23 protein-coding genes are annotated in these 22,639 nt (G+C 72.3%); 17 read left to right on the plus strand and 6 right to left on the minus strand.

The window, feature by feature from the left end; translation table 11 throughout:
- Positions 1-57 precede the first annotated feature (57 nt).
- Positions 58-1,098 (minus strand): hypothetical protein, encoded by a 1,041-nt coding sequence (locus BM093_RS15910; RefSeq protein WP_093343756.1) that lies wholly within the window; start codon positions 1,096-1,098, stop codon positions 58-60.
- Between the two features lie 42 nt (positions 1,099-1,140).
- Between BM093_RS15910 and BM093_RS15915 the strand changes: the two genes are divergently transcribed.
- From BM093_RS15915 to BM093_RS15935, 5 genes are all read left to right on the plus strand, one after another.
- Positions 1,141-1,770 (plus strand): TetR/AcrR family transcriptional regulator, encoded by a 630-nt coding sequence (locus BM093_RS15915; protein ID WP_093343759.1) that lies wholly within the window; start codon positions 1,141-1,143, stop codon positions 1,768-1,770.
- A gap of 220 nt (positions 1,771-1,990) precedes the next feature.
- A complete protein-coding gene (locus tag BM093_RS15920) occupies positions 1,991-2,401 on the plus strand; it encodes an ArsR/SmtB family transcription factor (RefSeq protein ID WP_093343761.1) in 411 nt (136 codons plus the stop codon).
- Entirely contained in the window at positions 2,398-4,125 is a 1,728-nt protein-coding gene (locus tag BM093_RS15925; protein WP_093343764.1) for a SulP family inorganic anion transporter, read from the plus strand. The genes BM093_RS15920 and BM093_RS15925 overlap by 4 nt, the downstream gene beginning before the upstream one ends.
- 273 nt (positions 4,126-4,398) lie before the next feature.
- Positions 4,399-5,367, plus strand: coding sequence for a TrmH family RNA methyltransferase (locus tag BM093_RS15930; RefSeq protein WP_177238509.1), 969 nt, complete (start codon positions 4,399-4,401; stop codon positions 5,365-5,367).
- A 449-nt stretch (positions 5,368-5,816) separates the two neighbouring features.
- The gene (locus BM093_RS15935) at positions 5,817-6,209 is read left to right on the plus strand and encodes an STAS domain-containing protein (RefSeq protein ID WP_143105405.1); all 393 of its coding nucleotides are present in this window, start codon (positions 5,817-5,819) and stop codon (positions 6,207-6,209) included.
- Positions 6,210-6,541: 332 nt separating this feature from the next.
- On the opposite strand, the gene BM093_RS15945 is transcribed toward BM093_RS15935, so the two are convergent.
- The gene (locus BM093_RS15945) at positions 6,542-7,249 is read right to left on the minus strand and encodes a LysR family substrate-binding domain-containing protein (RefSeq protein WP_093343773.1); all 708 of its coding nucleotides are present in this window, start codon (positions 7,247-7,249) and stop codon (positions 6,542-6,544) included.
- 43 nt (positions 7,250-7,292) lie between these two features.
- Between BM093_RS15945 and BM093_RS15950 the strand changes: the two genes are divergently transcribed.
- The 8 genes from BM093_RS15950 (at position 7,293) to BM093_RS15985 (ending at position 16,278) form a co-directional block, all read left to right on the plus strand.
- Positions 7,293-7,679, plus strand: a complete 387-nt coding sequence (locus tag BM093_RS15950) for a DUF5997 family protein (protein WP_093343777.1) — start codon at positions 7,293-7,295, stop codon at positions 7,677-7,679.
- Positions 7,680-8,042: 363 nt separating this feature from the next.
- Positions 8,043-9,191: an acyl-CoA dehydrogenase family protein gene (locus tag BM093_RS15955; protein WP_093343780.1), complete on the plus strand. Its 1,149-nt coding sequence runs from the start codon at positions 8,043-8,045 to the stop codon at positions 9,189-9,191.
- A 121-nt stretch (positions 9,192-9,312) separates the two neighbouring features.
- The gene (locus BM093_RS15960) at positions 9,313-9,828 is read left to right on the plus strand and encodes a cupin domain-containing protein (RefSeq protein WP_177238510.1); all 516 of its coding nucleotides are present in this window, start codon (positions 9,313-9,315) and stop codon (positions 9,826-9,828) included.
- Positions 9,829-9,980: 152 nt separating this feature from the next.
- Positions 9,981-11,123: a CaiB/BaiF CoA transferase family protein gene (locus BM093_RS15965; RefSeq protein ID WP_093343786.1), complete on the plus strand. Its 1,143-nt coding sequence runs from the start codon at positions 9,981-9,983 to the stop codon at positions 11,121-11,123.
- A gap of 11 nt (positions 11,124-11,134) precedes the next feature.
- Positions 11,135-12,127 (plus strand): LLM class flavin-dependent oxidoreductase, encoded by a 993-nt coding sequence (locus tag BM093_RS15970; protein ID WP_218162792.1) that lies wholly within the window; start codon positions 11,135-11,137, stop codon positions 12,125-12,127.
- On the plus strand, positions 12,127-13,026 hold the full coding sequence (locus BM093_RS15975) for an enoyl-CoA hydratase (RefSeq protein WP_245773553.1): 900 nt from the start codon (positions 12,127-12,129) through the stop codon (positions 13,024-13,026). Before BM093_RS15970 ends, BM093_RS15975 begins: the two co-directional genes overlap by 1 nt.
- The gene (locus tag BM093_RS15980; protein ID WP_093343791.1) at positions 13,023-14,582 is read left to right on the plus strand and encodes an AMP-binding protein; all 1,560 of its coding nucleotides are present in this window, start codon (positions 13,023-13,025) and stop codon (positions 14,580-14,582) included. Before BM093_RS15975 ends, BM093_RS15980 begins: the two co-directional genes overlap by 4 nt.
- A gap of 52 nt (positions 14,583-14,634) precedes the next feature.
- The gene (locus BM093_RS15985; RefSeq protein WP_093343793.1) at positions 14,635-16,278 is read left to right on the plus strand and encodes an AMP-binding protein; all 1,644 of its coding nucleotides are present in this window, start codon (positions 14,635-14,637) and stop codon (positions 16,276-16,278) included.
- Positions 16,279-16,306: 28 nt separating this feature from the next.
- On the opposite strand, the gene BM093_RS15990 is transcribed toward BM093_RS15985, so the two are convergent.
- Positions 16,307-16,741, minus strand: coding sequence for a nucleotide triphosphate diphosphatase NUDT15 (locus BM093_RS15990; RefSeq protein ID WP_093343796.1), 435 nt, complete (start codon positions 16,739-16,741; stop codon positions 16,307-16,309).
- Positions 16,742-16,948: 207 nt separating this feature from the next.
- Here BM093_RS15990 and BM093_RS15995 point away from each other — a divergent pair, with 207 nt between their 5' ends.
- Positions 16,949-18,238, plus strand: coding sequence for a glucuronyl esterase domain-containing protein (locus BM093_RS15995; protein WP_245773554.1), 1,290 nt, complete (start codon positions 16,949-16,951; stop codon positions 18,236-18,238).
- 22 nt (positions 18,239-18,260) lie between these two features.
- Here BM093_RS15995 and BM093_RS16000 read toward each other — a convergent pair whose 3' ends face one another.
- The 3 genes from BM093_RS16000 to BM093_RS16010 all read right to left on the minus strand — a co-directional run bounded on the left by BM093_RS16000 (position 18,261) and on the right by BM093_RS16010 (position 20,539).
- On the minus strand, positions 18,261-18,500 hold the full coding sequence (locus BM093_RS16000) for a zinc ribbon domain-containing protein (RefSeq protein ID WP_093343798.1): 240 nt from the start codon (positions 18,498-18,500) through the stop codon (positions 18,261-18,263).
- Positions 18,501-18,570: 70 nt separating this feature from the next.
- Positions 18,571-19,668: a maleylacetate reductase gene (locus BM093_RS16005; RefSeq protein ID WP_245773555.1), complete on the minus strand. Its 1,098-nt coding sequence runs from the start codon at positions 19,666-19,668 to the stop codon at positions 18,571-18,573.
- A gap of 1 nt (position 19,669) precedes the next feature.
- Complete coding sequence (locus BM093_RS16010; RefSeq protein WP_093343801.1) at positions 19,670-20,539, minus strand: dioxygenase family protein; 870 nt, start codon at positions 20,537-20,539, stop codon at positions 19,670-19,672.
- Positions 20,540-20,701: 162 nt separating this feature from the next.
- Between BM093_RS16010 and BM093_RS16015 the strand changes: the two genes are divergently transcribed.
- From BM093_RS16015 to BM093_RS16025, 3 genes are read left to right on the plus strand one after another with little or no spacing between them, the layout of a single operon-like run.
- Positions 20,702-21,700, plus strand: coding sequence for an AraC family transcriptional regulator (locus BM093_RS16015; RefSeq protein ID WP_177238511.1), 999 nt, complete (start codon positions 20,702-20,704; stop codon positions 21,698-21,700).
- A gap of 41 nt (positions 21,701-21,741) precedes the next feature.
- On the plus strand, positions 21,742-22,185 hold the full coding sequence (locus BM093_RS16020; RefSeq protein WP_093343809.1) for a helix-turn-helix transcriptional regulator: 444 nt from the start codon (positions 21,742-21,744) through the stop codon (positions 22,183-22,185).
- 5 nt (positions 22,186-22,190) lie between these two features.
- Positions 22,191-22,625: a VOC family protein gene (locus BM093_RS16025; RefSeq protein WP_093343996.1), complete on the plus strand. Its 435-nt coding sequence runs from the start codon at positions 22,191-22,193 to the stop codon at positions 22,623-22,625.
- Positions 22,626-22,639 lie beyond the last annotated feature (14 nt).

Here is a 22,639-nt window from a genome sequence, read left to right on the forward strand (position 1 = left end):
GGACGGCGGTGTCGCTCGCGTCCTCAGTCGGCTTCCCAGCCGCGTCCGACCGGTCGGTCAGCTCGCCGATCGGCGTGCTCGGGCCCGCCCGTACTCGGCCAGCGCGGTGAAGGCGGCCTTGGGCTCCCACGGCATCCCCGGGAAGCTGCTGCCGGTGGTGCCCTCCGGGAGCACCTTCACGATCCCGAAGCTCCCGAGATCGAAATCCTCGTCGGGGTTCTCGGAGGTCGGCAGGTGCCGCGAGGCGAAGGTGTAGACGAACGCGGTGTCCACACCGGCCGTGTCGTAGACCTCGAGGAGATCGAGCAGGTAGGCGGCCTGTTCGTTCTCGTCGCGCTCGACGACCTCGGTGAGTCCCACAGCCCGGCCGCTCCGGTCGTCGTAGCTGATGATGTCGCTGCGGCTGCCCCGGTCCGCGGCCCCGGTGAACGCGGCGCAGCCGAACTCGGTGACGGCGAAGGGCTTCCCGTGCGAGGTCATGGCGGCGAGGCTCCCGGGCAGGTCCGCGGCGTTGTGCGCGTCGCGGTAACCGGCATCGGTCGCAATGAAGTCGAAGGGTGCCCAGTCGACGGCTTCCATAGGGAGTGATGCGTACCCTATGGACCCATCGAATCGCGCACGGGCGCCGGCGACAGCGCGAGCCAGCAGCGCGGCGGTCCGGCGCTGCACCTCGGGCAGGACCTCGCGGGTCCTGGCCGGGTCCGCGAGCACGGCGGCCCGCTCGGTCAGAGTCCTGCCGGGCATGAGTCCGACCGTCATCAGGCTGATCTCCGAGCCGGTGAGGAACCGGATGTCTGCGCCGTCCCGTCGGATCCGCTCGGCGCGCTCGGCGGCGTCCAGGACGAAATCCAGCATTTCCTCGCAGGTCAGATCATTGGTGAACGGGCAGTACCAGACCTCCAGGCCGGCGGCGGCGGCGTGCCGCGCCGCGGTCTCCAGGCGGTCGGCGACACCACCGGTGATCCGGACGGCGTCGGCGCGCAGTTCGTCGCGGATGATCCGCATGTCCTCGGCGACGACATCGGCGTCGAACGGTTCGTGGGTGGTGGTCCCACAGTTGGTGAAGCCGGTGTCGTAGGTGACGCCCCATGCTCGCATGACTGCCTCCATCTAGGTACTGTCGGTGCCTTATTAGCACAGATGGGTACGGTGCGTACCGTGGGTGGACGGCGGCGGCGAGGGCCGGAACTGGAGCGGGCGATCCTGCACGCGGCTGCCGAGGAGCTGACCGCGTCCGGCTATGCCGGCATGACGATGGACAACGTCGCCCGGCGTGCCGGGACGAACAAGAACGCGATCTACCGACGCTGGCCGCAGCGCGCCGCCCTCGGTGTCGCCGCCTATCGGCACATCGCCGAGGCCCGTACCCCCGAGGTGGACACCGGTGAGCTCCGTGGCGACGCGCTGGAGCTGCTGCGACAGGTCAACGAGACCTGGTCGTCGCCGCGCGGGGCGATCCTGCGTGACCTTCTGGCGGCGGCCGCCGACGAGCCGGCCCTGGTGGAGCTGCTCCGGGAGCAGGCCGGGGGCGACGCGATGAACGCGGCCTGGTTCGGGCTCCTCGGTCGGGCGGTCGCCCGTGGTGAGGCGCCGCCGGAGGCGGTGCACCCCCGTGTGGCGGCGCTGCCGATGACGTTGGTCCGTGGCGAGTACGCCGTGCGCGGCGCCTCGCGGCTCCCCGACCCGGTCCTCGTCGAGATCGTGGATGAGATCTTCCTGCCACTCGTCCGCGGGCGCGGGACGGCGAGCCGGGACGGCGACGCTGGGTAGTCGGCCCACGGTTCGGCGGGCTGCTCGGTCGACCGGCTGAGGTTCGACCTCGTGACGGCGACGACGTCCGGCGGGCCTCCGGCTGGGGAGTAAGTGTCCGCGACGGTCCTCCTCGTCGCGGCGTGCCGTCACGCGCACGGTCCTGCTCTCCGGGACGACGCGGGTCCCGAGCTCTCGAGTGATGGTTTTATACTTCCATTAATCCAGGAGGTCGATACCCGTGCCCGCTCGTTCCCGCTCCACCGAACCGCTGTATCGGATCAAGGCGGACCTGTTCAAATGTCTCGCCCATCCGGCCCGTATCCAGGTGCTCGAGGTGCTCGCCGCGGACGGCACCGACGTCTCCGTCGCCCGGCTCCTGCACGTGACCGGCTGCATGTCGTCGCAGCTGTCCCAGCACCTGGCGGTGCTGCGCCGCGCCGGGCTCGTGACGTCCAGTCGTAGTGGCAACGCGGTCTCCTACCGGCTCACCGAGCCGTTGGTGGCCGAGCTGCTGAACGTGGCCCGGGCGTTCCTGCTCGCCGGCCTGGCCCGGGACGAGGGCCAGATCGAGGCGGTCCGCGAGCTCCCGCCGCTGCCCGGGGCCAATCCGGCGTCGCTGCTGGACGCGACCAGGCGGGCCCGGACTTGACGGTCGCCGACCTGCTACCCACCCCCGTCGACTACGACCTGCGGCCGCGTACCCTGCGCGCCGACCTGACCGCGGGCATCACGGTGGGGATCGTCGCGCTCCCGCTGGCACTGGCCTTCGGAGCGAGCGCCGGCGTCGGTCCGGCCGCGGGACTGGTGACCGCGGTCGTCGCCGGGATCGTCGCCGCGGTGCTCGGCGGCTCGAACGTACAGGTCTCCGGGCCGACCGGAGCGATGGCCGTCGTGCTCGCGCCGATCGTCGCCACGCACGGCGCCGGCGCGGTCGCGCTGGTGTCACTGCTGGCCGGGGTGATCGTGCTGCTCGCGGGGGTGCTGCGGTGGGGCCGGGTCGTGACGCTGCTGCCGTGGCCGGTGATCGAGGGATTCACCCTGGGGATCGCGTGCGTCATCGCGTTGCAGCAGGTGCCCGCGGCCCTCGCGGTGAGCACGGCCCCGGGGCACAGCACCCTCCTGAGCGCGCTCGACGCCGCGAAGCGAGCGATCACGGCTCCCGACCTCGTCCCTGTCCTCTGGGCGGTGGGGACCGTCGCGCTGGCCGCAGCCACGATGCTCCTGCTGCCCAGGTTGCAGCGGGCGCTCCCGGCCTCCCTGGTGGCCGTCGCGATCGCGACTCTCCTCGTGGAGGTGCTCGGTGCGCCGGTGGCCCGGATCGGTGCCCTGCCCGACGCGCTGCCGCTCCCGGTCGTTCCGGGGATCGAGCCCGGGGTGGTGGGCGAGCTGGCCGGTGCCGCGCTCGCGGTCGCCGCGCTCGCCGCGATCGAATCGCTGCTCTCGGCGCGGGTGGCGACATCGATGACCCGGGTGCCCTACCAACCGGACCGCGAGCTGGTCGGTCAGGGTCTCGCCTCGATCGCGAGCGGTCTGTTCGGCGGGATGCCGGCCACCGGAGCGATCGCACGGACCGCGGTCAACGTCCGGGCAGGGGCGCGGACCCGGCTCGCCGCCGTCACCCACGCGCTGATGATCCTGTCCATCCTCTACCTGGCGACCGGGCCGGTGTCCCGCATCCCGCTCGCCGCGCTGGCCGGTGTGCTGCTGGTGACCAGTGCCCGGATGATCCCTGCCGCGACGGTCCGCGCGGTGTTCGGCGCCGGCCGCGGCACGGCGCTGACCTTCACGACGACCGCGGTCCTCACCGTCGCACTCGACCTGGTGCTGGCGATCCAGATCGGCATCGCCGTCGCCGCCTTCCTCGCGCTACGCCACATCGCCCGCTCCACCGCGGTCCACCGGGAGTCGCTGCCGGATCCGGCCGAGCCGGGTGACCGGCACATCGCGCTGTTCCGGATGGAGGGCGCGATGTTCTTCGGCGCGGCGGAACGGGTGTTCACCACGGTCCACGACCGTTCCGTCGACGACGACGTGCTGGTCGTGATCCTTCGCCTGTCCCGGCTCGACGTACTCGATGCCACGGCTGCCCGCGGACTGGGAGAGCTGGTCGGGAACCTGGAGGCCACCGGGGTGACCGTGCTGGTCAAGGGAGTACGGGGCGAACACAGGGCGATGCTCGACCGGGTCGGCGGCCTCGCCGGGCTGCGCCACGAGGCACACCTGATCGACGACCTGGACGAGGCGGTGGAACACGCTCGCTCCCACGTGCGGCGTGCCGAGTTCGCCGAGATCGACGAGGTCCCGCTCGTCGACGGCCGGCGACGCCACAGCGTCCCTCGGCCCCGCGGTCCGTCCGGGCCGGCGAACCCCTGATCCACCACGATGCACGGCGTCGCCGAGTTCGACGGGAACGAAAGGAGTGTTCGGGCCGACCAGGTGTCGCGCGTGCCGGCATTCGCAGAAGATTTCCCGTAGCGGGTCGACAGTGCAGTTCGGCCGACAAAAGATGGGCCATGTGGCATCCGTGGATTCGGTGCGGTTTCTGGGGTATTGTCAGAACTTGTCGTCTGTCGAACTGAGTGCGGGAGGCGTGCATGAAATCGGATCGAATCGTGGCATCCCTCAAAGGATCCGCGCGTCGCGTGGGTGCGCACCCTGGCCGGGCGAGCGGGGCGCCGCGACGCCGGCCGGTGTGTGCTGCAGGGGAGCACCCTGGTCGCTCAGGTGCTCGCGGCCGGTGGCCCGCTGGAGGTCGTGTTCCGCGCCGAGTCGGCTGACAGCACCGCTGACGAGGCCCTGAGCCGGCAGCTCCGTGACGCGGCGGTCGCGGTGCACCGGGTGCGCGACGGTGTGCTGCGGCAGGTCGCCGGAGCGTCGCGGCCGGTGGAGTGGCTGGGGGTGGCGGTACCGCGGCCCGAGGCACATGTGCAGGAGCGGTGGGGCCGGTTCGCCCTGATCTGCGACGGCGTGGTCGACCCCGGCAATCTCGGCGCGATCGTGCGGAGTGCCGCGGCGCTCGGGGTCGAGGACGTCGTGCTCACCGACCCGGACACCGATCTGACCTCGCGACGTGTCCTGGACTCCTCGCGTGGCGTGGTGCTCTCGACGCGGGTTCGTCGTTACCCCGAACCGGGTGCCGCACTGGTGGGCCTGCGTGAGTCCGGGTTCCAGATCGTGGCCACCAGTCCCCGAGGTCGCCCTCTGCAGAGCGTGTCGGGTCTGGGCGCGCGCCCGGTCGCTCTCGTCGTCGGCGGCGAGACCGACGGGGTGCGCGCCGAGGTCGAGCAGGACGCCGACGTGCTGGTGGGTATCCCGATGGCGGGTCCGGTCGAGTCGCTCAACGTCGCGGTGGCTGCCGGGATCGTGACCTACGAGATCCGGACGAGGATGATGCTCGGCGCGGTCGACGCCCCGCTCGAGCGCACCGGATCACCGAGCCCGGCCATCACGTCGGCGAGCGCAGCCGGTCCGCGGTCGGGGACCGACGGGGATGGGCGCCCGCCCGTGCCGGCGGCCTCATCACACACTTGCCGAGCGGTAGCGGGGCGAGTCCCCCGCCGAAACGGCGTTTCCGGTCGGCACCACGAGGTCCGGGCCGGCAGCGAACCGGGCTGACCGCCGCATTTCCGGAAACTGATCGACGGGCACGTTCCCGGTGATTCGTCGATATTTCCGGCGTCCGGGCAGTGCCGGATTTCGATGGGTGAGTAGAGCATCGATGTGGAGGACAGAAAGATGATCGGTCGAATTCCGTCTCGGGATTCGTGGTGGCGACGGCTCGCCGTCCGGGTGTGGGACTGGTGGGTGTGCCCGGGCGCGGGGAAGCCGTCGGGTGTGTCGAGTGGCTGGGGCCCGGCCCTGGCGTCCTGGGCGCAGCCGCCGCGCCGCGATGACCGGCGCGGGCACCGGGGCCGGCAGTGCTGAGCAGCCCGCCCTCGACCGTCACCCACCGTGCCGGCGACGATCGCGCTGTCGACGGCGGCAGTGTTGTGACGGGCGGTGCTGTGACGGGCGGTGGTGCCCCGTCGCGCCCTGCGCGTCGGACCCGGCACCAGGCGCCGATCGTGGTCGAGCGGCGGCAGGGCGACATCGTGGTGATCCGCGTGAGCGGCGTCTGTACCCGGGCCACCGCGGCGAGCCTGCTGCGTCTGACCGATCTGCACGCCGACCTCGCCACGGCCGACCCGCCGCACCGTCGGGAGCTGGTCGCCGTCCTCGTCGACCTGGAGGACACGACCGGGCTGGCGGAGGACGCGCTGCGGGACCTGCGTGGTGCCCGGTCCCGTGCCCGGCGGACCGGGTTCGCCTTCGCGCTCACCGGAGCTCGCGCCCAGGTGCATCGGCTGCCGTTACCGGTGCAGGAGCTGCTCGCCGAGTTCTCCACCTACCCGACCGTCGACGCAGCTCTGGTCGCGCTGGGCTCGGCGGCCCCGAGTCCGAACAGGGCATCTGCCTGACGGTCCGGCGGGAGTCTGCGCCGCCGCGTGGTGGGCCCGCACGGTCGGCGCGACCCGCTCCGGCACCCGGCAGGCTCCAGCACGTGCGCGGCGCATCGCACCGGTGGCGAGCAAGCCGGCCGGCTCCGTACTCGGCGTCAGGGGGCGGCGTAACCCCCGTCGACGACGAGTGCGGAGCCGGTCGTCCAGCGCGAGCCGGGACCGGCCAGGTAGGAGAACGCCCCGACGAGGTCCTCGGGCGTGCCCAGACCGAGTGGCTCGCCCGGTGAGGGTGGGCAGGGCGGTCTCGGGGAGGTCGGCGTCGTACTACCGGTGACGTCGCGGGCGGTGGTTCAGCGACGGCGCGTGCCGCGCCGAGCCGGTCGGTTCCGTACGGCCTTCTTGTTCGCGGGCGCGGGCCCACCGGAGGCCGGTGCCCCCTCGCGGCGGGGCGTGCGGGTGCTGTTGACCGTGCGCCCGCGGACGATCCCGATGAACTCCTCCATCAGGTCGGAGTTCTCCGCGTCCGGCCAGGTCAGGACGACGCCCGAGGTCGGCGCATCGGTCAGCGGCCGGTAGGTGAGGTCGCGGCGGTGGTGGAGGCGGGCCAGCGACTGGGGGACGAGCAGCACCCCGACGCCGGCGGCGACGAGCTCGACGGCCTCGGCCGTCGTCGCGGGGGTGATGTCCGCCGGCCGCCCCGGCCGGCCGTCGGGCCAGTCGAGCGTGTCGTCCTGCGGATGCAGGACGAGCTCGTCGGCCAGGTCCTCGACGGCCGCCTCCTCGACCGCGGTGAGCAGGTGCTCCTTGCCGACGACGGCGACGGTGGTCTCGGTGTAGAGCGGGATCGCGTGCAGCCCGGTCCGGTCGATCGGCAGCCGGACGAGACCGGCGTCCACCGCGCCGGTCCGGACCAGCTCCACCGCCTCGCCGGTGGTCGCGGGGACCAGCTCCAGGGGGTCGTGGGGACGGCGCTCGCCCCAGATCCGCGCCCACTTCCCCGGCGTGACCCCGGGGACGTAGCTGAGCCGGAAGGAGGGCGCGTCGCTCGGCTCGGTCACGGGCCCAGGCTATCGGCCGGTCCCGCCCCGATACCCTGGGCACATGGCGCGGCAGAGGTCGATCCAGACGATGAAGCCGGCGACGGCGGCGAAGAAGCTCGGCGTGTACCTCGACGCGACGCCCGAGGAGTTCCGCGACGGCATGGTGTCGCGCGACGAGCTCGACGCGCTGCAGGCCGACCCGCCTGAGTGGCTGCGTGAGCTGCGGCGCGACGGCCCGCACCCCCGCCCGGTCGTCGCGGACCGGCTCGGGGTGTCGATCTCGGGTCTGGCCCGCGCCGGGATCACCGAGCCGCTGACCACGGCACAGATCACGGCGTTGAAGGAGGAGCAGCCGGAGTGGTTGCACCGGGAACGCGGCATCCGGGCCGAGGCCCAGCGTGAGCAGGCCCGGTTGAAGGCCGAGCGCTCGGGGCCGTCCGCGCGGTAGCCACGGTCCGGCACCACACGAGAACCCCACGTCAGGCCCGGTTGCGACCGGGCCTGTGCCATGTCTGCGCTCGACGCCTGGAGGAGCGTCGCACGTCCGCAGCGCACCCGTCTCGGTGCGCCGCGCCGGAATCCGGCTGTGCAATTGACATCCCATCTGGGATGTATGTAACTTTGGCCGTGCCCGGTGCCGAGGTGCCGGGTGATGAGGCCGACGGGCTGTGCCGGAGCGCCGTCACGCGGACGGACCCGCACGCCGGTCGAGGAGTTCCCCTGCTCGCACGCGAGAAGAGCGCTACGGGACCGGACCTGCGTCGTGCTGCCGTCGTGCACCACGCACCCGGTCCAGAATCGAGGCCCGTTCATGGCGATGGAGTTGACCGAGACCCCGGAACGTCTCGCGTTCGTGGAGGCGATCCGGGACTTCGCCCGGCGGGAGTGCGGCACCCGTGAGCAGCGTGCGGCGCTGACGGCGGGCGGGACCGAGTCCCACAGCCGGCTGATGAACGACAAGATCGCCTCGCTCGGCTGGAGCGGTGTGGCGCTGCCCGAGGAGTACGGCGGCGCGGGCGGCGGGGTCACCGACGCCTGCCTGCTGCTGGAGGAGCTCACCTACGGGCGCGTGCCGGTGTTCGGGCTCGGCATCTCCATGATCGTCGCCAAGACCGTCGAGCGGTTCGGGACCGAGGAGCAGCGCCACCGGATCATCGGTGGCTTCTGTCGCGGCGAGGTCTCCTCGGTCGCCATGTCGGAACCGGACTCCGGCTCCGACGTCGCGTCGCTGACCTGCCGCGCGCGGCGTACCGACGACGGCTACGTCATCGACGGGCAGAAGACCTGGATCTCGTGTGCGCACTATGCGGAGCGGATCCAGCTGGTCTGCCGTACCGACACCTCGGGACCGAAGCACAGCGGCCTCACCATGCTCGAGGTCCCGACCGACGCCGACGGGCTCACCATCCGTCCGATCGAGACACTCGGCGGGCGCGAGGTCAACGACGTCTACTTCACCGGCACCCGGGTGCGGGCGGCGAACGTGATCGGCACCGAGGGGCAGGCCTGGACGCAGCTCACCGCGGGCCTGAACTTCGAACGGCTGGTGTGCGCGGCGATCTTCCTCGGTCATGCGCGACGCGCGTTCGAGGACGCACTGGAGTACGTGAACGGGCGCGAGCAGTTCGGCCGCCCGATCGGGAGCTTCCAGGTGATCGCGCACCGCATCGCCGATCTGGCGACCGAGCTCGAGTGCTGTCGCGCGCTCGTCTACGACGTCGCGCGCCGGGTCGACGCGGACCCCGAGCGGCAGCTGCCCCGCGAGGCGTCGATGGCCAAGCTCAAGGTCACCGAGACCGCGAAACGGATCGCGATCGAGGGCATGCAGATGATGGGCGGCGCCGGCTACACCACGGAGTACGAGATGGAACGCCACCTGCGCACCACCATCATCTCCACGGTCTTCGCGGGTACCAGCGAGATCCAGCGCGAGATCATCGCGAAGGCGTACCGGCGGTGAACGGCATCGGGCGGCTCGGCAGCGCACCGACGGCGAGGTCCTGACCGAGCAGCGTGGTCCGAGGTCGACCTCGAACCACAGAACAACGAGAGGTGAATCAATGAAGATCCGCAGAGTTGTCATGGGTAACGATGCTCGAGGAAAGACCACGGTCCTCGACGACAGCAGTGTCGAACCGACCACGGTGACCCTGCTGCCGGGTGCGGAGATCCACCGGGTGTGGGAGCTGGATTCGGTGTCGGTCCCGGTCTCCAGCCCGTCCGCCGGGGATCCGACGACGACGTTCTTCCCGGAGCACGGCGGGGTGCGGTTCGGGTTCCTGACCGTTCCGCCGGGCATCACCTACATCCCGGACCCGGACGCCGACCTGGAGGCGGCGGCCGCCGAGATGGAGCAGAAGCTCCCCGGCGCAGCGGCGACGTTCTCGTTCCCGGACCAGCCCGGTGCGCACGTGACACAGACGGTCGACTACATCGTCGTGCTCTCCGGGGAGGCGCTGATGCGGGTCGACGACACCGAGGTGCGGCTCGTGCAAGGCGACTGCCTCATCCAGAACGGGACCCCGCACGCCTGGTTCAACGACGGCTCGGAACCCCTGGTGATGGCCTTCGCCCTGTGCGGAGCCGCGACCGCCTGACGACCCTCGCCGATCTCGTTCACTCTCGTCCGTTCCGGGGAAGGGCAGGACCACATGAAGGCACGACTCGCTGCGCTCCCGGTCGGCGCCCGCCGCCGGGACCCGGGACGGGCGGGGGAACGCGGCGCCACGGACGTCGCCGGGGCGCACACGTGACCGGCGCGGGGCCGCTGTGCGGTGTCAAGGTCGTGGAGCTCGGTGCGATCGGACCGGCACCGTTCGCCGCCATGCTCTTCGCCGACCTCGGTGCCCAGGTGATCCGCCTCGAACGACGGGACGGGACCGGCGTCGGTGTCGGCGCCTGGAACCACCTGCACCGGGGCCGGCCGTCCGTGGCCTGTGATCTCGGGACGGCCGCGGGCCGTGAGCTCGTGGCGCGGCTGGCCGAGACCGCCGACATCCTCGTGGAGGGGTTCCGCCCCGGGGTGATGGAACGGTTCGGACTCGGTCCCGACGAGCTCCTGGCGCGGAACCCGGCGCTGGTCTACACCCGCGTCACCGGGTACGGCCAGGACGGCCCGCTGGCACAGGTTCCCGGCCACGACATCAACTACATCTCGGTCGCCGGCGCTCTCGGCGCCCTCCGCCGCCCCGGCGAACGGCCGCTGTTCCCGCTGAGCCTGCTCGGCGACTTCGGCGGCGGCGGGATGCTCGCGGCGTTCGGGGCGCTGGCCGGTCTCGTGCAGGCGCGGGGGTCCGGGGCCGGGCAGGTCGTGGACGCGGCCATGGTCGACGGCACCGCCCTGCTGACCACCGCGTTCCACGCCCTGCGCAACGCCGGTGACTGGGCGGGCGAGCCCGGCACGAACACCATCGACGGTGGCGCGCACTTCTACGAGGTGTATGCCACGTCGGACGGCGGACACGTCGCCGTCGGCGCGCTGGAGCCGCAGTTCTACGCCGAGCTGCTGCGGTTACTGGAGCTCGACCCGGACGAGGTCCCGCAGTGGGACCGTGCGCGCTGGCCGGAACTGAAGGACCGCCTCGCCGGCATCTTCGGTACCCGGACCGCGGCGGAGTGGGCGGCGCTCTTCGAGCACGAGCAGGCCTGCGTCACCGCCGTGTACGGGCTGGGGACGGCACCCGGGCATCCGCACAACCGCGAGCGCGCCACGTTCCTCGACATCGCCGGGGCCCTGCAGCCTGCCCCGGCACCCCGGTTCAGCCGAACCCCGCCGGGGCACCCGGCTCCCGCGCCCGAGCCGGGCTCCGATGACGGCACCGCCCTGACCGACTGGGGTCTGAGCGTCACCGAGGCGGCCATGTTCGACACCACCACACCCGTTGATCGTTGAGAGGACCCACCATGCGCATGCCGAAGCTGTCCTGCGCGTTCTACACCGGGCCGGACACCCCCGACCACATCGCGCTCGCCGAACGTCTCGGCTACCACCGGGCCTGGGTCTACGACTCGCCGGCGCTGTGCCTGGACGCGTGGAGCGCCCTGGCACGGGCGGCCGATCGCACCGAGCGCATCGGGCTGGCCACCGGCGTGGCCGTGCCAGCGCTGCGCCACCTGGTCGTCACCGCGTCGGCGATCGCGACCATCGAATCGATCGCGCCCGGCCGGTTCACCCTCGGTGTCGGTACCGGTTTCACCGGCCTGCGCGCCCTCGGCCACAAGCCCATGAAGTGGGCGGAGATTCCCGCCTACGTCGACGCGCTCAAGGCACTCCTGCGCGGTGAGGCCGTCAGCTGGGAGGGCAGGACGATGCGGCTGATGCACGCGACCGGCTACCTGCCGGAACTGCCGATCGACTTCGAGGTGTTCATGGCGGCCGAGGGGCCGAAGGGCCTCGGTGTCGCACGTGAGCACGCCGACGGCGTGCTCACCGTCAACGTCGATCCGGGCACGGGCTGGGCCCAGTCGGCCCGCTGGGCCCTGGGCACGGTGCTCGACGACGGTGAGTCGCCGACCTCGGACCGGGTGTGGGCCGCGGCCGGGCACGCGGCGGTCGTGATCTACCACCTCTACTACGAGGCGGGCTACGACCTGAGCACGCTGCCGAACGGCGCCGCGTGGGGTGAGCTGATCAGCTCGCTGTCGGAGGAGGAACGGCACCTGTCACTGCACAAGGGGCATCTCATGGAGGTGTCCGAGCACGACGACGCGATGATCCCGCGGGAGACCGCCGAGGCGATGACGTTCACCGGGAGCGTCGAGACCCTGCGTGCCCGGTTGGAGGAACTGGCGGCCACCGGGGTCACCGAGGTGGTCTACCAGCCCGCGGGCCCGGACATCCCTCGCGAGCTGGAGGCCTTCTCCCGGCTCGCTCCGGCCGGTTCCCGGGTGGGCTGATGGCGGATTCGGAGGACAACGCGGCACCGATGATCCGGTACGAGCAGCCCGAACCCGGGATCGTCCGGATCGTGCTCGCCCGCCAGGACAAGCGCAACGCACAGAACCGCGAACTGTTGCACGCGTTGGACGACGCCTACACGCGTGCGGTGCGGGACGAGCGGACCCGGGTCATCATCCTCGCGGCCGACGGCCCGGACTTCTCCGCAGGCCACGACCTCGGGGCAGACTGGTGCATGCAGGACGTGCCGACCCGCACGCTCACCGGTGGGTTCGACGCACCCGGTGCGGAAGGATGGTTCGCCACCGAGGAGGAGCTGTTCACCGGTCTCTGCCTGCGCTGGCGCGACCTTCCGCGCCCGACCGTCGCCGAGGTGCGCGGACGCGTCATCGGTGGTGGCCTGATGCTGGTGTGGCCGTGCGATCTCGTGGTCGCCGCCGACAACGCGCTCTTCGTCGACCCGGTCACCGCCTTCGACATGAACGGTGCCGAGTACTTCACACATCTCTGGGAGCTGGGTGCCAGGCGGGCCAAGGAGATGCTCTACACCGGCGAGGCGATCACCGCGGCGGAGGCGGCCGCGCTGGGCATGGTCAACCGCGTGGTCGCCGACGACGAGCTCGAGGCGGAGACGCTCGAGCTGGCCCGCCGCATCGCGCGGCGGCCGCCGTTCGGGCTCCGGCTGGCCAAGCGGTCGGTCAACCTCGGCCTCGATCTGCAAGGACAACGCGCGGCCGTCGAGTCCGCCTTCGGCCTGCACCAACTCGGTCACAACCACAACCGACGACTGCACGGGGACCTGGTCGATCCGGCCGGGGCCGCGGTGATCAGAGCGGAGAACCGGGCCCACCGGCCGGCGGACCGGGAACGCTCGGGGACCGGAGGAGTCACGACATGAACCCGACGAACCTGCTGATCAAGGGCGCGCAGATCTACGGTGACCGCACCGCGTTCGCCTGTGACGGACGGCGCCAGACCTTCGCCGAGCTGTGCGAACGCGCTGCCCGGCTCGCGAACGCGCTGCGGGCCGGCGGGATCCGCCAGGGCGAGCGGGTGGCCGTTCTCAGCGACAACGCGTTCGAGGCCCTGGAACAGGTCGCCGGTCTCGCCGCCGGCGGTTACGTCCGGTGCGCGCTGTACGCGCACGAGCCGGCGGAGAAGAACCTCTACCTGCTGCAGCTCACGGGCGCCTCGGCGCTGATCGTCCAGGACACGCACTACGCCGCGATCGCGTCGGTGCTCGCGCAGGCATCCGACGTCCGCCTGGTGATCGTCGTCGGCGACACGCCGGACGGCAGGCAGGACTACGAGGAGACCCTCGCCGCGGCCTCCGCGGAACTGCCCGACGTGGGGGTGCAGCCCGACGACCCGCACCTGATCCGGTTCTCCTCGGGCACCACGGGCAAACCGAAGGGCATCCTGCACAGCGTCCGGGGCTGGACGGACATGGGGAACGAGTTCGCGCTCGTCTTCGGCGGTTTCCATGCCGACGACCGCTATCTCGCCGCGACACCGTTCAGTCACGCAGCGGGCCTGCTGGCGTGGCCGTTGGTGGCGGCGGGTGCCGCCAGCGTCGTGATGCCGTCGTTCGATCCGGAACGCTGGCTCGACCTCGTGGAACGGGAGCGGATCTCGTTCGCGATCCTTCCGCCCACGGTGATCCAGATGATCATCAACGTGCCCGCGGTCGAGGACCGCGACCTCTCCAGCCTGACCAAGGTCGTCTACGGCAGCGCGCCCATCTCGGAGGCCACATTGGTCGCTGCCCTGCAGCTGTGGGGCAACATCATGTACCAGACCTACGGGCAGAGCGAGGCCATGCCCATCTCGTGCCTCACCCCGCGGTACCACCACACCGAGGGCACCGACGAGCAGCGCTCGTGGTTGCGTTCGGCGGGCCGGCCGACGCCGAACTCGATGGTCCGGATCGTCGGTGACGACGGCGAGGACCTTCCGCTGGGCGAGGTCGGCGAGATCGTGGCGCAGTGTCCGGGGGTGATGCACAGTATCTGGGGTGACCCGGGCGCGACCGACGAGCGACTGCTGCCGGGCGGCTGGCTGCGTACCCGGGACATGGGCTACCTGTCCGGCGACGGCTTCCTCTTCCTCGCCGACCGCAAGGAAGACATGATCATCTCGGGTGGGTTCAACATCTGGCCGATGGAACTCGAGAACGCGCTGGCCGCGCATCCGGGCGTCCAGGAGGTCTCGGTCGTCGGCGTTCCGCATCCCAAGTGGGGCGAGACCCCGCACGCGGCCGTCGTGCTGCGTCCGGGGGCGGAGGCGACCGAGGAGGAGCTGATCCGGTGGACCCGCGACACGGTGGGGCCGATCAAGAAGATCACCGGGGTGTCGTTCGCCGAGGAGCTGCCGAAGAACCCGATCGGCAAGGTGCTCCGCCGCGTGGTGCGTGAGCAGTACGTCGGCGATTCCCCACGGATCACCGGAGCGTAGGGGCCGCGACGCCCCGACCGGAAACAGTGCACGACGAAGGAGTCGAGACGACATGGCCGATGCGAGTGTGACGGCGCAGGCACAGGACGGCGCCGAGTACCGCGCCGAGGACGCGTGTGCGGCCGAGCTGTTGTGCGACCGGCACCCCGGCTCGGCGATCGCCTTCCGGGTGGTCGAGCCCGATCTCACGGTGCGGGAGCTGACGTTCGGCGAGCTGGCGGCGTCGTCGCGGCGGGTCGCGGCGGTGCTGGCGGGCAGGGGTGTCGGCCGGGGTGACGCCGTGGGCGTGCTGATGGGCAAGTCGGCGGAGCTGCCCGCCGTCCTGCTGGGCATCTGGCGGCTGGGCGCCGTGCACGTGCCGCTGTTCACCGCCTTCGCCCCGCCCGCGGTGGAGCTGCGCCTGGACGGCAGCGGCGCGCGGGTGGTCGTGGCCGACGCCGACCAGGTCGCCAAGCTGCAGCCCGGGTCCGGGGCGGCCGCCGACCGGCAGGTGATCCAGGTCGGTGGGGAACGGCCGTCGCAGCCGGGACACGACCGGCTCGCGGACCTCCTGGCCACGGTGCCGGACGACCCGGCGGTCGAGCCCGCCCGGGTCGGCGCCGACGGTCGTCTGATCCTGCTGTTCACCAGCGGCACCACCGGCACGCCGAAGGCGGTACCGGTGCCGGTCCGGGCGCTCGCGTCGATGGAGCGCTACCTGCTCGACGCGCTCGACCTGCGCGCGGACGACGTGTACTGGAACGCCGCCGACCCGGGCTGGGCGTACGGGCTGTACTACGCGCTCGTCGGGCCGCTGGCGCTCGGGTACACCAGCCTGCTGCTGCACGCCGGGTTCTCCCCGGCCCTGACCTGGGAGGTGCTGCAGCGGTTCGCCGTCACGAACTACGCCGCCGCGCCCACGATCTACCGCGCCCTGCGCGGGGAACCGCCCCGGTCCGGTGCGGCCCTCCGGCTCCGGTGCGCGTCCTCGGCGGGCGAGCCGCTGACCCCGGAGGTGGTGAGCTGGTCCGGCGACGCCCTCGGGGTCCAGGTGCGCGACCACTACGGGCAGACCGAGCTGGGCATGGTGGCGGGCAACGCGTGGCGCTCCGAGCTGCGGGCCCCGGTGGAGCCCGGGTCGATGGGGCACGCGTTGCCGGGCTGGTCGTGTGCGGTGCTGGCCGACGACGCCGACGAGGTCGCGCCCGCCGGGACCGTCGGCAGGCTGGCGATCGACACCCACCACAGCCCGCTGATGTGGTTCCCGGGTTATGCGGACGCGCCGGAACGGACCGCGGAACGGTTCACCGCCGACGGGCGCTGGTACCTCACCGGCGACACCGCCAACCAGCAGGACGACGGGCGGCTGTTCTTCTCCTCCCGCGACGACGACGTCATCATCATGGCCGGGTACCGGATCGGGCCGTTCGACGTGGAGAGCGTGCTGACCAGCCACGAGGCCGTCGTGGAGGCGGCCGTGATCGGTGTCCCTGACGAGCTGCGCGGGGAGGTCCTGGAGGCCTTCGTGGTGCTCCGCCAGGACGCCGAACCGGCGGCCGGGCTGGAGCGGGAGCTCCAGCAGCTGGTCAAGGACCAGTTCGCCGCGCACGCCTACCCCCGCCGCGTGCACGTCGTGGCCGCACTGCCCAAGACGCCGAGTGGGAAGATCCAGAGGTTCAGGCTCCGCGAGGCCGGGGTGGACGCCGCGTCGCGGTGACACCGGGCCGGCCGGACGCACGGATCTCTCAGCGGGCCTCGAGCGTGTAGGCGACCCGGCTCGCCGCGCTCGGCCGCCCCGCCCAGCGGTCCAGCACGAAGCGGGTGGGTCCGAAGAGGACCTCGGGCAGCGCGTCGGGGTCGAACCAGGCCAGCTCGGTGAACTCGTGGGTGGCCAGCACCTGGGGCTCCCCGGTCACGTCGTGGGCCAGCGCGCCCGCGGTCCAGACCGTGCCGCCGCCCTCGACCGGTGTCAGCCCCAGCCCGAAGACGGTCGCCGCCGCGGCCTGCAGGCCGGTCTCCTCGGCCAGTTCCCGCACCGCGGCCTGCTCGAAGGACTCCCCGTCCTCGAGGGTGCCGCCGGGTACCGACCAGCTCACCGACTCGCCCGCCTTCTCGCGGCGGCCCAGCAGCACCTGCGCTCCGCGACGGACGATCACCCCGACACCCGGGTTCCGCGGCATTCCCGACCTCCCTGCGTCCTGCTGTCGTGATCCACCGCAGAGGGTGGCAGGGGCGGGCCCGGGCACGGAGTTCCGGTCCACCCGTCGGGGTGACGAACGCCGTCCGTGTTCACCGGACACGCCGAGAACGACGGTGTCACCCGTTCGACTACGGTGACGCAACCCGCGTTGCGACCGGTCTGACGCTGAGTAGGGTCCATTCCCGAAATGGGTACTCACAGACCTCCGCGCAGCCGGTTCCGTAGCCTGCTCGCCGCCGCGAAATGCAGGACGACGCTGGTCGTCGTCCTGACGGTTCTCGTCGTCGGTGGTCTGCATTCCCCGCAGGACGTGCGCCTGGTGCACAGCGGTTCCGACCACGAACTGGACCAGGAACCGCGTGCCACCATCTCGATCGACGGCGTCGACTATCCGAATCCGTTGCAGGCCGGGAACGGGAAATCCGTCGACAACGCGACGACATGGGAGAATTCCCGGCGTCCCGAACTGCTGGAGGCCTTTCGCCGGCACGTCTACGGCGAGAGCCTGCCGCTGCCGGTCGAGCAGCGCTTCGACGTCACCGCCGACGAGTCGTCCGGCGTCACGCGCAAGACCGTCACGATCGGGATCACCGGCCCGCACGGGACCGGCAGCTTCGACCTGAAGCTCTTCGTGCCGAACTCCGGCGCCCCGCCGCGCGGCACGTTCCTGATGATCGACCATCGTGGTTCGGTGGGGGAGGACCCGCAGCAGTCCTCGGACTACGCACCGGTGTCGACGATCACCGATGCCGGTTACGCCTTCGCCGCCATCGACGCCGAGGACATCGCTCCCGACGACAGCGGGACCTACCGCAGCAAGATGATCAACCTGTTCCACGACCCCGGCGCGGAGCTGCCCGAGGACGCCGGCCGGACCATCAGCGCCTGGGCGTGGGGAGCCAGCCGGGCGATGGACTATCTCGAGACCGACCCCGACATCGACCCCAGCCGGGTCGCGGTGATCGGACACTCGAGGAGTGGAAAGGCGTCGTTGTGGGCCGGGGCCCAGGACACGCGTTTCGCGGCGGCCGTGTCGAACAATTCCGGGTCGACCGGTGCCAAGCTCGCGCGCCGTGGTGACGGTGGTGTCGGGGCCGAGACCGTCGCCGATATCAACAGTTCTTTCCCGCACTGGTTCCCGCCGACGTACAAGGAGTACGACAACCGCGAGGAAGCGCTTCCGGTCGACCAGCACGAACTGCTCGCGCTGATGGCGCCGCGCCGGGTCGTGGTGGGGAGTGCGGCGAACGACACGAATGCCGATCCGGAGGGCGAGTTCCTCTCCTATGTGGCGGCCGCGCGGGTCTACGAATTGTACGGACTCGGCGACACCGGCCTGCCGTCGCCGAACTGGAAACCGCCCACCGACACGGATTTCCGCGGTCCGGCGATGAGCTATCACCTGCTGTCCGGTGGGCACGGCCTCTCGGCCCAGGGCTGGGACCTCTACCTGAACGGTGACCTGTTCGCGCGGTGAGGTGCGGTCAGGTGCGGTGAGGTCAGGCGGCCGCCGCGCCGAGGCGGCGGGCCTCGCCGGAGGACAGCGTCCGTGTCGTGCCGCAGTGCGGGCAGCGCGCCTCGAGCCGGCTCCGCAGTGGCAGGACCGGGACGAAGAACAGCGTGAACCGGGTCCGGCGGTGTACCAGCGACTGCGGGCCGGGGTGCCCGCAGGCGGTGCAGCCGAGTGCGACCAGGCCCAGCGGCCGCTCCTTGCGGGACAGGCCGAAGATGACCAGCACCGGGTGCCTCCTCGAAGTCGTCCACCGTCCAGCGTACGGACGTGCGGGCCCGTTCCCCGGCCGCGCGACCTCAGCCCCCCGTCGGGGCCGCCCCGTTCAGGGCCCGCAGCAGCACCGACGTGAGCTCCGCCGCGCCCACGGCGCGCGGGTTGGCGTACGGCGCGGTGGTCACCGCCTCGACCACGGTCGGGACGTCGCCCTCGGTCAGGCCCAGCTCGCCCAGCGAGGTGGGCGCGCCGAGCCGGCCGGTCAGCTCCCACAGCGTGGTGGCCGGCGTGCCGGAGCCGAGGACCCGCGACAGCGCCGCGGCCATGGCGGGCGCGGCGCCGGCGTTGACGGCGACGACGTGCGGCAGCACCACGGTGTGCACGGCCGCGTGCGGCAGGTCGAACGTCCCACCGAGCACGTGGCAGAGCTTGTGGTGCAGCGACATCGTCGTCGCACCGAGGACCGCGCCGCACAGCCAGGCGCCGTAGAGCGCCCGGGCGCGGGCCTCGTCGGCCCGGTCGCCGGCATCGCCGGCCAGGCCGGGCAGAGCCGCGACGATCGCCCGCGCGCCCTCCTCGGCCATGAGCGAGACGATCGGTGACGCGTCCGGGGCGTAGAGCGCCTCCACGGCGTGCGCGAGCGCGTTGACGCCGCTGGTCACCGCGACCTCCGGCGGCAGCGACCGGGTCAGGTCGGGGTCGTAGACGACGCTGCGGGGCAGCACCGCCGGGTCCCGGCCGGTGGTCTTCACGCCGTTCTCGGTCAGGCCCCACACCGGGGTCATCTCCGAGCCCGCGAACGTCGTCGGCACGGCGACGACCGGGATCGCGTGCCGCAGCGCGATCGCCTTGCCCAACCCGATCGTCGAGCCGCCGCCGACGGCGACGCACCCGTCGGCGGCGTGCGCCCGCGCCGCGGCGGCGGCGACGTCGGCGGTCTCCCGCGGCACGTGCATCCGGGCGTGGGCGTGCACCCCCACAGCGCGGGGGCCGAGCGTTGCCGCCACCCGCTCGGCCAGCGCCCGCTGCCCCGGGGTGGAGAGCACGAGCACCCGCTGCAGGCCCAGGTGCTCGAGCTCGGGGCCGAGCTCGGCGGAGCGCCCGGCGCCGAACACCACGCGCATCGGCTGGGCCTCGTAGGAGAACGCGGTCCAGGACCCGGGTGCCCCGGGTGACGTCACCTCAGGCTCCGGGGGTGGCGGCGTCGAGGACCACGTCGTAGCGGGCCAGCCGGAACGGCCCCTCGACGCCGTAGCGCGCGGCCACCTCCGGGGCCTCGACCCGTTCGAAGTCGACGACGAGGCTCTTCTTCACCGCGAACACCGCGTCCGAGTCGATGTAGCTGCTGCCCGCGACGAACAGATGGGTGGTCAGCTCCCGGTGCCCCTCGGCCCGGGCGATCACGTGCACGTGCGCGGGCCGGTAGGCGTGCCGGCCGAGCGCACCGAGCAGGCCACCCACCGGGCCGTCGGTGGGGACCGGGTAGTGGCTGGGGACCACCGTGCGGAAGCGGACGCGGCCGTCGTCGTCGCTGCGGAACAGCCCGCGACCGTTACCCGGCGGCTGCACGTCGGGCTGCTGGACGTCGTAGAACCCGTCGGCGGTGCACTGCCAGATGTCGACCTCGGCTCCCGGTAGCGGGGTGCCGGCGGCGTCGAGCACGCGCAGGTCCATCACGCAGTCCCCGCCGCCGTCGGACATCAGGTCGATGGTGTCGCCGATCTCGCGGCGCGGACTCTCGGTCATGTGGAACGGGCCCAGCACGGTGCTCTCGGTGCCGGTCTCCTGACCGTTGATCGTCTCCACCAGCATCGACACCCCGAGGACGTCGGAGAGCAGCACGAACTCCTGGCGGGTGTCGTCGCACTTCTGGCCGACCGCGGTCAGGAACCCGATCGCGGTGTTCCACTCCTCGACCGTCGGCCGGACCTCGCGCACGTAGGCGTGCAGGTGCTCGACCAGCCCGCCGACGAGCTCGGCGACCCGGGGGTCGGTCCCGGGCGCGATGCTGTCCTTCACGGCCGTGACGGCGGTGTCCTCGGTGAAGTCCATGTCGATCTCCCTTCGCGGTGACGGCGGGGCCCGGCCGGCGGTGTCGCGCACCGCACCGTGCCCCGCACGCGCGGGCGCCACGGTAGGGAGCCCCGACGCCGGCCACCATCCGCTTCGCGCGGCCGGCACTCCGGATCGCGCACCGGCACTAGACTGCGGCGCGTGCGGACAGCAGCTCGCCCCGAGCTCGCCGGGCACGTCCTGACCCGCGACGCCGACCTCGGACGGTTCCGGACCCACCTCAACGCGCTGTTCTACCCGGCCACCGTCCGGTCGCTGTCGCGGGACGCGACCGGACGCGGTGAGCTGCGCGGCGCCCGGACCGAGAACGTCACGGTCGGGATCATGCGGTTCGGGCAGGACACCTCGGTCGACCCCGGGCGGCACGCCGGCCACTACCACGTCAACGTCGTGCTGCACGGCACCGTGGTCGCCGCGGCGGGCGACCGGCAGTGCGTCGGTACCGCGGGCACGGCCGCGGTGTTCAGCCCGGGCCTGACGCACCGGCTGGTGCACTGCGCACGCGGCGCCGAGCAGATCGGGGTGAAGATCGGGCGCGACCTGGTCGACGACGAGCTGGAGGCGCTGCTGGGGCGGCCTGCCGAGCACCCGCTGCAGTTCGAGGTCGCGTTCCCGCTCACCGACCCGGCCGGCCGGAGCTGGCACAACACCCTGCGGCTGCTGATCGGCGAGCTCGACGACGACGGCCTGATCGGCACGCCGGTGATGCGGCGCCGCTACGAGCAGCTGCTCGCCGGCGGGCTCCTGCTCGGCCAGCGGCACAACCACACCGCGGCGCTGCGCGGCGACCAGGGCGGGGAACCCGCGCCGCGACCGGCCGCGGTGCGCGCCGTGATCGACCTGGTCCAGGCCCGGCCCGAGGAGCCCTACACGCTGGGCGACCTGGCCCGGGCCGGTGGTGTGAGCGCCCGCCGCCTGCAGGAGGGCTTCCGCCGGCACGTCGGTGTCCCGCCGATGGCCTACCTCGCCGGCGTCCGGCTCGACCGCGTCCGCCGCGACCTGCGCGCCGGGATCGCCCCGGTGACCGCGGTGGCCCACCACTGGGGGTTCACCCACCTCGGCCGGTTCTCGACGGCGTATCGGGAACGCTTCGGGGAGCGCCCGTCGCAGACCGCCGCCGGCGCTTGCACGCGGCGCTGACGAGGGGCCGCACGACCCCGGATCTGTGGCAGGATCGTCGCGTGACCAGCAGCGACGACCAGCGCCTGCGTGATCTCGCGCGGCTGCGCCGGGTGCGCGACCGGATCGACCGCGAGTACGCCCGGCCCCTCGACGTCACCGCGCTCGCCCGCGGCGAGCACATGTCCGCAGGCCACCTGTCCCGCGAGTTCCGCCGGGCCTACGGCGAGTCGCCCTACAGCTACCTCATGACCCGCCGGATCGAGCGCGCGATGGCGCTGCTGCGCCGCGGCGACCTGTCGGTGACCGAGGTGTGCTTCGCCGTCGGGTGCTCGTCGCTGGGCACGTTCAGCACTCGCTTCGCGGAGCTGGTCGGCATGCCGCCGAGCGTGTTCCGGCGCGAGTGCGCGCGCGGCACGGAGGGGATCCCGGCGTGCGTCGCCAAGCACGCCACCAGACCGGTCAGGAATCGAGAAGCCCGGGAACCGGCCACCTCCCTAGCGTGAACGCCATGACCACCGCAGACAACGGCACCGCACCCATCACCATCCACTCGAGCTTCCTGCCCCACTCCGACGCCGAGGCGTCGCTGGCGTTCTACCGGGACGCACTCGGCTTCGAGGTCCGCCTCGACGTGGGCTACGAGGACATGCGCTGGATCACCGTCGGGCCGCCCGGCCAGCCGTCTGTCTCGATCGTCCTCGCACCGCCCGCGGCGGACCCCGGCGTCACCGACGAGGAGCGCCGCGTGGTCACCGAGATGATGGCCAAGGGCACCCACTCGGCGATCCTGCTGGCCAGCACCGATCTCGACACCGCGTTCGACAAGGTCCAGGCCAGCGGGGCCGAGGTCGTGCAGGAACCGATGGACCAGCCCTACGGCGTGCGGGACTGCGCCTTCCGTGACCCCTCGGGCAACATGGTCCGGATCCAGGAGCGGGCGTGACGGTCGCCGCCGGC

This window comes from Pseudonocardia ammonioxydans (assembly GCF_900115005.1).
Classification (GTDB): domain Bacteria; phylum Actinomycetota; class Actinomycetes; order Mycobacteriales; family Pseudonocardiaceae; genus Pseudonocardia; species Pseudonocardia ammonioxydans.

Bases quoted from the DNA above. Each gene is read 5' to 3' on its own strand.
- BM093_RS15910 (WP_093343756.1), bottom strand. From the start codon at position 1,098: ATGCGAGCATGGGGCGTCACCTACGACACCGGCTTCACCAACTGTGGG.
- BM093_RS15915 (WP_093343759.1), top strand. From the start codon at position 1,141: ATGGGTACGGTGCGTACCGTGGGTGGACGGCGGCGGCGAGGGCCGGAA.
- BM093_RS15950 (WP_093343777.1), top strand. From the start codon at position 7,293: ATGGCGCGGCAGAGGTCGATCCAGACGATGAAGCCGGCGACGGCGGCG.
- BM093_RS15955 (WP_093343780.1), top strand. From the start codon at position 8,043: ATGGCGATGGAGTTGACCGAGACCCCGGAACGTCTCGCGTTCGTGGAG.
- BM093_RS15960 (WP_177238510.1), top strand. From the start codon at position 9,313: ATGGGTAACGATGCTCGAGGAAAGACCACGGTCCTCGACGACAGCAGT.
- BM093_RS15970 (WP_218162792.1), top strand. From the start codon at position 11,135: ATGCGCATGCCGAAGCTGTCCTGCGCGTTCTACACCGGGCCGGACACC.
- BM093_RS15975 (WP_245773553.1), top strand. From the start codon at position 12,127: ATGGCGGATTCGGAGGACAACGCGGCACCGATGATCCGGTACGAGCAG.
- BM093_RS15980 (WP_093343791.1), top strand. From the start codon at position 13,023: ATGAACCCGACGAACCTGCTGATCAAGGGCGCGCAGATCTACGGTGAC.
- BM093_RS15985 (WP_093343793.1), top strand. From the start codon at position 14,635: ATGGCCGATGCGAGTGTGACGGCGCAGGCACAGGACGGCGCCGAGTAC.
- BM093_RS15990 (WP_093343796.1), bottom strand. From the start codon at position 16,741: ATGCCGCGGAACCCGGGTGTCGGGGTGATCGTCCGTCGCGGAGCGCAG.
- BM093_RS15995 (WP_245773554.1), top strand. From the start codon at position 16,949: ATGGGTACTCACAGACCTCCGCGCAGCCGGTTCCGTAGCCTGCTCGCC.
- BM093_RS16010 (WP_093343801.1), bottom strand. From the start codon at position 20,539: ATGGACTTCACCGAGGACACCGCCGTCACGGCCGTGAAGGACAGCATC.
- BM093_RS16025 (WP_093343996.1), top strand. From the start codon at position 22,191: ATGACCACCGCAGACAACGGCACCGCACCCATCACCATCCACTCGAGC.